We start from the raw sequence: 9913 nt of genomic DNA, 5'->3' as shown, positions 1-9913 counted from the left end.
TTTCCCTCACTCGCCACCGTTTGTTACGGTTTTTTGCGTGTTATATGCCTCTTGGCGTATATGAATGCAGCAGCTTCGGGATTCTGGCAAGAGATTTGTGGATATCTTGTGCGTAACTGCCCCTGTGACACAAGAAAAGAACAGGTTGTGGGGTCTTGAGCGGGGGAAATGCGCGCAAACGGGCAATTTCAACCATCGCGGGCATCGCAAACCGGCGTCGGCGATTCGCGCCAGATGGGTCATTGGCGCGGATTAGAGACTGTTTTGGAGAAATTTAGGGTCGAAACGGGCCGAACGGTCCCGGATCAACTGAAAGGGTGGTGCCGGCCGGTCCGGCCAGCACCAGTATCAAAGGGTCAGCCCATGCGGTCGCTGCTATAGGCACCGGGCGACGGCGGGAAGACGATGGTCTTGTTGCCGTTCAGGAACACGCGTCGGTTGGCATGTGCGTGGATCGCACGGGCCAGAACCTGCGCTTCGACGTCACGGCCCAACGATACATAATCGGTACCGTTCTGGGCGTGGGTCACGCGCACGGTGTCCTGTTCGATAATCGGGCCTTCGTCCAGATCTGCGGTGACATAGTGGGCAGTGGCCCCGATCAGTTTCACGCCGCGCTCGAACGCTTGCTTGTAGGGGTTGGCCCCCTTGAAGGACGGCAGGAACGAGTGGTGGATGTTGATGATCCGTCCCGACATTTTCTTGCACATCTGATCGCTGAGGATCTGCATGTAGCGCGCCAGCACGATCAGATCGGCGTCAACGTCTTCGACCACTTCCATGATCCGCGCCTCGGCTTGCGGTTTGTTTTCCGGCGTCACCTTGATGTGGTGGAAGGGGATATCGTGATTGACCACAACCTTTTGATAGTCGGTGTGGTTCGAAATCACCGCGACGATGTCGATCGGCAGCGCGCCGATGCGCCAGCGGTACAGCAGGTCGTTCAGGCAGTGGCCAAACCGGCTGACCATGATAACGGCCTTCATCTTGACCATTTCGTCATGGAACGACCAGGTCAGGTCCAGACCTTCGGCGACCGGACCGAACGCCTCGGTCAGCGTTTCCAGGGTTGCATCCTGTTCGGACGTAAAGCCGATACGCATAAAGAACATACCGGTGTTCATGTCGTCAAACTGCGCACTGTCCAGAATGTTGCACCCGTTGTCGGCCAGAAAGCCCGAGATCGCAGACACAATACCACGGCGCGACGCGCAGCTAACGTTCAGGCAATATTTTGTCATCGTCAGATATCCTAAACTGTGGATGCTAAAGAAGTTGAAGTTTGGTCGGCACCCGTCCCGACACCTATGCGCCAACATCGCCTCTGGGCAAGGATGCACAACGGCGCGAGGCGACAGAAAAACGACACAGGATGCAGATTTTGACACATCAATCCGGATTCGGGGCAGGGCAGGGGCCGACTGCAACTGCCGCGTTGAAAATCCGTAACAAGCTGTCTAGGCTGAGCGGCGCAGAACAGGATGCCGCCATGCCATACCATTGCCTTGCGCCGCGCGGTTGCGCCATCCGGTCGGTGCCCGCCGCATGACTCTGCGCATATTGCACACCGCCGACTGCCATCTGGATTCGCCGCTGCATTCGCTGGCGTTGCGCGATCCGGCCTTGCGCGACAGGGTGCAGACCGCGACCCGCACCGCCTTTGCCCGCATCATCGACACGGCCCTGGCCGAACAGGTGCAGGCGTTGCTGGTTGCGGGCGATCTGTTTGACGGAGCCGAACGCAGCGCCAAGACAGCCGCCTTTCTGACCGCACAGCTGGACCGGCTGCACAGCGCGGGCATTGCGGTGTTTTATATCAAGGGCAACCACGACGCCGAAAACCCGATTACCGGTGCGCTCAGCCTGCCGGACAATGTCCATGTCTTCGACGGGCGCGGTGGCATGGTGCAGCTGGACGGCACCGATGTGTGGATTCACGGTGTCAGTTTTTCGGGCCGCCACGCCCCCGACAGTCTGCTGGGCAAGTTTCCGGCACCTGTGGCGGGCGCGGTGAACATCGCGATGCTGCACACCTCGCTGGTGGGGGCGGTCGGGCATGATCCCTACGCGCCCTGTACGGTGGCCGAGCTGGCGGGCATGGGGTTTGATTACTGGGCGCTGGGGCATGTGCACAAACGGCAGGTGCACGGGCAGGCACCGTGGATCGTGATGCCCGGCATTCCGCAAGGCCGCGACATGGGCGAGGCCGGTGCGAAATCCGCCAGCCTGCTGACCATTGAAAACGGCGCGATCGCGGTCCGTGAGGTGCCGACATCCGCGATTACATTCCTGCATCACGAAATGGATGTGTCGGGCCAGGACCATGCAGACACCCTGCGCAGCCATCTGCGCGCCGCGCTGGCGGAACTGGCGGCGGGCCAAACGGTTGATGCAATCCTGCGGCTGACCTTGACGGGCGCGACACCGCTGCACTGGCAATTGCTGCGCGACCGCGACATCTGGCAGGAAACGCTGGAGCAGATGGCGCAGGACACCGGCGTTTTGTGGCTGGAAAAGCTGCGGTTCGACATTTCCGACACCCACACGCCCGCCGAAGCCTCGGCCACCGATACGCTGGCGCAGATGATGCACGACATGCTGGCCGAGCCGGGAATGATGGCGGCACTACAGGCTGAATTCGACACTATGCTGGCCGAATTGCCCGCCGCGCGGCGCACCGACCTTGCCCCGACGCCAGAGGCCGCCGCCGCGCGCGCGCAGCAACTGGCGGCCTCGGGGGCGGCACAGATGATTGCGCGGATGAAAGGGGCCGACAGCTGATGCGTCTGCGCCATTTGTCTTTGGATTACTTCGGCCATTTTACCGGCCAAAGCTATGATTTTGGCACGCCCCGGGACGCGCCCGATTTCCATGTGATCTATGGACCAAACGAGGCCGGCAAAACCACCACCATGGAAGCAGTGCTGCGTCTGTTGTACGGGTTTCCGCTGCGCGAGAGCTATGACTTTCAACACCAACGCAAAAGCCTTCAGGTGTCGGGCATCATCGAGGTTGACGGCGCGCCGCGCGAACTGATCCGCATGAGCGGACGCAAGGGCGCGTTGACCGATGCCAACGGCGCAACCCTGCCCGAGGCGGCGGTGTCGGCGCATCTGGGCGGGCTGGCGCTGGACGATTACCGCACCTTGCTGTGTCTGGATGACGACACCATCGAAAAGGGCGGCGAGGCGATTGCCAGCAGCAAGGGCGACATCGGGCGGTTGCTGTTTTCGGCGGCGGCCGGTCTGGGCGATCTGGGGGCGGTTCTGGATCAGGCGGGGGCGCAGGCCGATGCGCTGTACCGCAAGAAGTCCGGCAAGACGCAAATGGCGGAACTGAAAAAGGAACTGGCCGAGGTTACGGCAGCGATCCGCGCCGGCGACGTGTCGGCCAGTGCTTTTGCGCGGTTGAAAACCGATCTGGCGCAGGCAGAGCAAACCGAGCGCGATTTGCGCGACGCACGCGATGCGCAGGCACGTGCACTGGCACATGTGGCGGCCCGCCGGACCGCGCTGCCGCTGGTGATGGAATATGACAGGCTGGCCGCGCAGATTGCCGACAAATCCGACTATCCGCCGCAGCTGGACATCACCGCCGAGGCGCTGGTTGACCTGTTGACCGAAGACGGCAAGGCCGAAAGCGACATCGGGCGGCTTGGCCGCGAAATTGCTGAATTAGAGACGGATATTGCCGCAGTGACCCTGCACCCCGATCAACAGGATCTGGCGCAGACCCTTGGCGATCTGGACGATCTGCGCAGCCGTTATATCACCGCCGAACGCGATTTGCCGCGCCGCCGTGGCGATCTGACGGGGCTGGAACAGGCGATGGCCGACACCGCGCGTGTGCTGGAAGCCACGGGCGACCCGGCGGTGCTGGTGCTGACTCCGGTGCAGATACAACGGCTGGAAGCAGCGCGCGATGCGGCCCGCACGGCGGCGCAGGCGGCAGATGCCGAAGCCCGCGAGGTTGCCGCGTTGCAGAGGCGGCTGAACGATGCCGAAACTGCGTTGAAAGATCACGCCGCCGCGCAAGACAGCGGCATTGGCGCGCTGTTGGAACGCTATGGTGCCGACAGCCTGCAAGGCGCATATGCCACCGCCCGCGCCGCGGTTGACAGCGCCGCCGCGGCCCTGCGCGTGGCCTTGGACGGGTTGCAGTTCAAAGGGCAGGATTTCGATGCCCTGCCGCCCTGTCCGCTGTCGCCACAAGAGGCGCAGATACTGGCGGACCAGCACGCCGAAGCCACGCGCGACAGGGCGCAGGCGTTGGAAAAAATGCAGGAACATCAATCCCTTGAAGAGGAACTGACGGCGCAGATCGCACGAAGCACCGCGCAGGTGGGGCAGATCAGCGACGCCGATGCGCACAGCAAACGCGCCGCCCGCGATGCGCTGTGGGACGCCCACCGCGCGACGCTGTCCGAAACAACGGCAGACCGGTTCGCGCAAGCCATGGCGCAGGTTGACAGCGCATCCGATACGCGTCTGGCCCACGCCCGCGCGCTGGCGGATCTGCGGCTGGCGGAACAGGCGCTGACCAAGGCCGAAACGCGCGCAACGCAGGCACAGGCACAGGCCGAACGGTGCCAGCAAACACTGGACGATCTGGCAGGTCAGGCGGCACAGGCCGCGCGGGGGGCGGGGGTGGTGAACCCGATGACACCCTTTGATCTGGCCCTGTGGGTCGCGGCGCATGCCGGCGCCAAAGCGGCGTTGCAAAATCTGGAACGCTGCGAAGAGGCGCACCGGTCAACGCTGGACAAGGCTGCACGGCTGCGCGCCGAGCTGACGCCGATGGTTGATCTGGACGCGCCCGACTTTGCCAGCCTGATCGACGCGGCCCGCCGCCGCGCGGCGCAGGATCGCAGCATGGTCGAGGCGCGTGTGCAGGCTGTGGCCATGCGCGATGGTTGTGCGGCGGATTTGAAAGAACGCGCCGACAGATTGCAGGCTTTCACCGCGCAAAAAGACGCCCGTGCGCAGGTCTGGCATGCTGCGGTGGCTGACGCCTTGCAGGGGCGGGTGACACCCGAGGTGCTGGAGGCATCGTTTCAACCACTGCGCGACCTTGCCGCGCTGGCGGACAAACGCGCCGGCATGGCCGAACGGATCGGCAAGCTGGAGCAGGACCAAACGCAGTTTCGTGCGGTCATGCCGGGGCTGGCGCGGCAACACGGGATTGCCGGTGACGATCCGAATGCGATTTTTGACGCGCTGCGCAAACAGGCCAATGACGCCAGTACCGCGCAGACCCTGCACAGCACCCTGCGCACGAAACTGGAACAGGCGCAGCAGGCGTTGGCCCGTGCCGAAACAACCCGCGCCGACATAGCCCGCAAGGTCGCGGTTTGGGCCGATGTCTTTCCGTCCCATGTCGACACCGCGACGCTTGGCGCATTGCGCCGCGCGGTCACCGAGGGGGCCGCCGTTATCGCTGCGCGCAAGCGGATGGGCGCGCTGGAGGACGAAGCGTGTCTTGTGCTGTCGGCCACGACGCTGGACGACGCGCGCAGCCTGCTGGCCGACAGCACCAGTGTCGACCTTGAGGCCGAAACCGCTACGTTAGAGACAGAATGTGACAGTCTGACCGCCCGTCTGGAAACCGCCATTGAAACCCGCGCCAACGCGCAATCGGCGCTGAACGCGATCACCGGCGACACGGATATTGCCCGGCTTAGCGAACGCCGCGCCACGCTGGAATTGCAGATGGAAGATTGTGCGCTGTCCTATCTGGAACTGCGCATGGGACAGCGGCTGGCCGAAGAGGCGCTGCGCCGCTATCGCGACAGCCACCGCAGCGGCATGATGCAGGCGACCGAAACCGCGTTTTGCACGCTGACCGGCGGGGCCTATGCCAGGCTGGGCACGCAACAGGGGGCGAACGGGGCCGAAACGCTGCTGGCCATCGACGCTGCGGGCACCGCGAAACAGGCGCAGGACTTGTCGAAAGGCACGCGGTTCCAGCTGTATCTGGCCTTGCGGGCGGCGGCCTATCAACAACTGGTGGGGCAGGGCGTGTGCCTGCCGTTCCTGTGCGATGATATTTTCGAGACCTTCGACGAAGAGCGCACCGCCGCCGCCTGCCGGGTGATGGAGCAGATCGGGCGCAGCGGGCAGGCAATTTACCTGACGCACCACCGCCATGTGGTCGACATCGCGCAAAAGGTTTGCGCCACGCCGCCGACGATCCACACCATCGGACCCGTAGGGATCAACCCATAGGCCGAGCTGATGACATCAGCCTGAACGTCAAGGATCGACAGAGAATGGCCAGCACGCTCATTAGCAACTGTATTTATCAGAGGGCCTGAGGTGATGGTCTGCGACGGGCGCCGTGCAATTCCGCTTGTCCCTTTTGCAGAGCGGCTTAATTGGTTAGACAACGGACATCCTTTTAGGACCCAGAATTCATGCTTGATGTTCAACAAACTGCCCTGCCGGGCGTCTTAATCCTCACCCCCAAACGCCACGGAGATGCACGCGGTTTCTTTTCCGAAAGCTGGAATCGCCAGCGCATGGTCGCTGCCGGGATCACTATTGATTTTGTGCAGGACAATCATTCTGTGTCTGCCAAAGTTGGCACTGTGCGGGGCTTGCATTTTCAATCGCCCCCCCATGCACAAGACAAACTGGTGCGCTGCGGGCGCGGCGCGTTGTATGATGTGGCCGTGGATATCCGTCGTGGCAGCCCGACCTATGGCACCTGGATCGGTGTCGAGCTGAGCTTTGAGAACGGCAAGCAGTTGCTGGTGCCTGCGGGTTTCCTGCACGGGTTCGTCACGCGCCTTCCCGATACCGAGATTGTCTATAAATGTTCGGATTACTATGCGCCGGAATGTGACGGTGCCGTGCGCTGGGACAGTTGCGGGGTGGATTGGGGCATTGATTCGGATGAGGCATTGCTGAGTGACAAGGACGCCAAAGCCCCCGCTCTGGCCGATTTTGAAAGCCCCTTTGTCTGGGAGGGCGCGGCATGAAACTGTTGGTGACCGGTGGTGCCGGGTTTATCGGATCTGCTGTGGTGCGACAGGCGGTGGCCGCGGGCCATCATGTGGTCAACCTTGATGCGCTGACCTATGCGGCCTGTCTTGAGAATGTGGCCACGGTGGCCGACAGCCCGCTGTATGCGTTCGAGCAGGCCGACATCCGCGACCGCAGCGCATTGGACCGCGTGTTCGAAACGCACAAACCCGATGCGGTGATGCATCTGGCCGCTGAATCCCATGTTGATCGTTCTATCGACGGCCCCGGCGATTTCATCGAGACCAACATCACCGGCACCTACAACATGCTGGAAGCGGCGCGGGCCTATTGGAGCGCACAGGGCAAGCCCGAAGGCTTCCGCTTTCACCATATCTCGACGGATGAAGTATTCGGCTCGCTGCCTGCCGACCCTGCGGTGATGTTCACCGAAGACACGCCCTATGATCCGCGCTCGCCCTATTCGGCGTCCAAGGCCAGTTCGGACCACCTGGTGCGCGCCTGGCACGAGACCTACGGGCTGCCGGTTGTGATGACCAATTGCTCGAACAATTACGGCCCCTACCATTTCCCCGAAAAGCTGGTGCCGGTGATCATCCTGAACGCGTTGGCGGGCAAGGATCTGCCGATCTATGGCAAGGGCGACAACATCCGTGACTGGCTGTATGTCGAGGACCACGCCGACGCGCTGCTGACGGTTGTGCAAAAGGGCCAGCTGGGCCGGTCCTATAACATCGGTGGCGAAAACGAGCGGACCAATCTGGAACTGGTGAAAACCCTGTGTGAAATTCTGGATGCCAAGCGGCCCAGGGACAGCGGCTCTTATGCCGACCAGATCCGTTTTGTGGCCGACCGCCCGGGCCATGATGCGCGCTATGCCATCGACCCCGCACGCATTCGCGCCGAACTGGGCTGGCGGCCAAGCGTGACGGTCGAGGAAGGTCTGGAGAAGACCGTGCAGTGGTATCTGGACAACGAGGCGTGGTGGCGTCCGTTGCAAGCGCGTCAGGGTGTGGGCACCAGGCTGGGCAAAGGCTGAGCCGAAGGCGCAATTTGCAGCCCTCACAGAAACAGATTTGGAAACCCTATGTCGCTGCTCAAGAAAATTCTCGTCTTCGGTGAAAGTGGACAGGTGGCGCAGGAATTGCAACGCCGTGCAGGTGCCGTAACGTTGGAAGTGCACGGTCGGGAAACGGCCGATTTTTCCGATCCTGCCAGTTGTGCCGCATTGGTCGCGGCCACCGATGCCGATGCGGTGATCAATGCCGTGGCCTATACGGCTGTGGACAAGGCCGAGGAACAGGAAGAGCTGGCGCTGGCGATCAACGGCACCACACCGGGGGCAATTGCGGTTGTCTGTGCGGCGCGGGGTTTGCCATTGGTGCATATTTCGACTGATTATGTATTTGACGGCGGCGGCGACCAGCCCTTTGCAACCGATCATCCGACCGGCCCGTTGGGGGCCTACGGGCGCACCAAGCTTGCGGGCGAAGAGGCGGTGCGCGCCGCCAGCGGCACCCATGCGATCTTTCGCACATCCTGGGTGGTTTCTGCGCATGGCAACAACTTTATCAAGACAATGCTGCGTTTGGGGGCAGAGCGTGACCGGCTGACCATCGTGGCCGACCAGATTGGCGGACCAACCTGCGCGGCGGACATCGCCGACACCTGCCTGAGCGCGGCACGCCAGCTGTTGGAAGATCCGTCGAAATCGGGAACCTACCACCTGTCCGGCGGCCCCGACGTCAGCTGGGCCGAATTCGCGCGCGAAATCTTTCGCCAGTCTGGCACGCAATGCGAGGTAGCTGATATTCCCGCGTCCGATTATCCCACCCCCGCAGTGCGCCCGCTGAATTCGCGTATGGACAACAGCACCACCGAAACCACTTTCGGCATTGCGCGCACTGACTGGCGCATGGGGTTGCGCGATATCCTGAAGGATCTGGGTGCGGTGTCTAAATGACCTGTGGGCCGTTAGGCTGGGCTCTTTGACAAGCCCGACCAAGGGGCGATCTTTGTGATACAGACCAGACTTCAGTGACGCAGCAATCCCTGAAGGTAGCGCCCGTAATCATTCTTACTGAAAGTTTTTGCACGTTCCGCAAGCTGTTCGCGGTCGATCCAGCCCTGACCGAATGCAATCTCTTCAAGGCAGCCGGTTTGCTGGCCCTGACGCTGCTCCAGCGTGCGTACAAAGTTGCCGGCATCCAGCAACGAACCGTGGGTGCCAGTATCGAGCCAGGCATATCCACGTCCCATTTTTTTCACGTCCAGCAAGCCGTCATGCAGGTACATTTCCAGCAAGGTGGTGATTTCCAGTTCACCCCGCTCTGATGGCTTGACCTCGCGCGCACGGTCAGGCGCCGTGTTGTCGAGAAAGTAGAGCCCTGTCACGGCATAGTTCGACGGCGGGACGTCCGGCTTTTCAACAATGGAAATTGCCTGGCCTGTGCTGTCGAAATCGACGACGCCATAGCGCCCGGGATCTTTCACATGGTAGCCGAAAACAGTTGCGCCTGTGTCTTTGGTGTCGGCTTGGTCCAGAATCTCCGGCAGACCGTGGCCGTAAAAAATGTTGTCGCCAAGCACCAGCGCCGAGGGGGCGCCATCCAGAAACGCTTCGGCCAGAATATAAGCCTGTGCCAGACCGTCAGGAGAGGGCTGTTCGACATAGGTCAGCTCAATACCCCACTGGCTGCCATCGCCAAGTGTGCGCTGAAACTGATCCTGATCCTGCGGGGTGGTGATGATGCAAATCTCGCGGATACCTGCCAGCATCAGAACCGACAGCGGATAATAGATCATCGGCTTGTCGTAGATCGGCAAAAGCTGTTTGGAGACACCCATTGTAATAGGATAAAGCCGTGTACCGGATCCGCCCGCAAGAATGATACCTTTGCGCTGTGTCATGATGGGCCCTGTATTCCGTT

At 61.8% G+C, this 9913-nt stretch carries 7 protein-coding genes; 5 read left to right on the top strand and 2 right to left on the bottom strand.

Going from position 1 to position 9913, the window contains the following annotated elements:
- Positions 1-356: 356 nt before the first annotated feature.
- Entirely contained in the window at positions 357-1241 is an 885-nt protein-coding gene (gene purU, locus DSM107133_RS20080; RefSeq protein ID WP_114294621.1) for a formyltetrahydrofolate deformylase, read from the bottom strand.
- Between the two features lie 304 nt (positions 1242-1545).
- Between purU and DSM107133_RS20075 the strand changes: the two genes are divergently transcribed.
- The 5 genes from DSM107133_RS20075 to rfbD all read left to right on the top strand — a co-directional run bounded on the left by DSM107133_RS20075 (position 1546) and on the right by rfbD (position 8946).
- On the top strand, positions 1546-2781 hold the full coding sequence (locus DSM107133_RS20075) for a DNA repair exonuclease (protein ID WP_114294792.1): 1236 nt from the start codon (positions 1546-1548) through the stop codon (positions 2779-2781).
- Positions 2781-6224 (top strand): YhaN family protein, encoded by a 3444-nt coding sequence (locus DSM107133_RS20070; protein WP_114294620.1) that lies wholly within the window; start codon positions 2781-2783, stop codon positions 6222-6224. The genes DSM107133_RS20075 and DSM107133_RS20070 overlap by 1 nt, the downstream gene beginning before the upstream one ends.
- A 188-nt stretch (positions 6225-6412) precedes the next feature.
- Complete coding sequence (gene rfbC / locus DSM107133_RS20065; RefSeq protein ID WP_114294619.1) at positions 6413-6979, top strand: dTDP-4-dehydrorhamnose 3,5-epimerase; 567 nt, start codon at positions 6413-6415, stop codon at positions 6977-6979.
- Positions 6976-8022 (top strand): dTDP-glucose 4,6-dehydratase, encoded by a 1047-nt coding sequence (rfbB, locus tag DSM107133_RS20060; RefSeq protein WP_114294618.1) that lies wholly within the window; start codon positions 6976-6978, stop codon positions 8020-8022. The genes rfbC and rfbB overlap by 4 nt, the downstream gene beginning before the upstream one ends.
- A gap of 48 nt (positions 8023-8070) precedes the next feature.
- Positions 8071-8946: a dTDP-4-dehydrorhamnose reductase gene (gene rfbD / locus DSM107133_RS20055; protein WP_114294617.1), complete on the top strand. Its 876-nt coding sequence runs from the start codon at positions 8071-8073 to the stop codon at positions 8944-8946.
- A gap of 71 nt (positions 8947-9017) precedes the next feature.
- Here rfbD and rfbA read toward each other — a convergent pair whose 3' ends face one another.
- A complete protein-coding gene (rfbA, locus tag DSM107133_RS20050; RefSeq protein ID WP_114294791.1) occupies positions 9018-9893 on the bottom strand; it encodes a glucose-1-phosphate thymidylyltransferase RfbA in 876 nt (291 codons plus the stop codon).
- Positions 9894-9913 lie beyond the last annotated feature (20 nt).

This window comes from Pseudosulfitobacter sp. DSM 107133 (assembly GCF_022788695.1).
In the GTDB taxonomy this organism is placed as follows: Bacteria; Pseudomonadota; Alphaproteobacteria; order Rhodobacterales; family Rhodobacteraceae; genus Pseudosulfitobacter.
Note: the sequence above shows the minus strand (reverse complement) of the source record. Positions and strands in the feature narration are given on the sequence as shown.

Coding starts and splice junctions, on each gene's coding strand:
- purU (WP_114294621.1), bottom strand. CDS start 1,241: ATGACAAAATATTGCCTGAACGTTAGCTGCGCGTCGCGCCGTGGTATT.
- DSM107133_RS20075 (WP_114294792.1), top strand. CDS start 1,546: ATGACTCTGCGCATATTGCACACCGCCGACTGCCATCTGGATTCGCCG.
- DSM107133_RS20070 (WP_114294620.1), top strand. CDS start 2,781: ATGCGTCTGCGCCATTTGTCTTTGGATTACTTCGGCCATTTTACCGGC.
- rfbC (WP_114294619.1), top strand. CDS start 6,413: ATGCTTGATGTTCAACAAACTGCCCTGCCGGGCGTCTTAATCCTCACC.
- rfbB (WP_114294618.1), top strand. CDS start 6,976: ATGAAACTGTTGGTGACCGGTGGTGCCGGGTTTATCGGATCTGCTGTG.
- rfbD (WP_114294617.1), top strand. CDS start 8,071: ATGTCGCTGCTCAAGAAAATTCTCGTCTTCGGTGAAAGTGGACAGGTG.
- rfbA (WP_114294791.1), bottom strand. CDS start 9,893: ATGACACAGCGCAAAGGTATCATTCTTGCGGGCGGATCCGGTACACGG.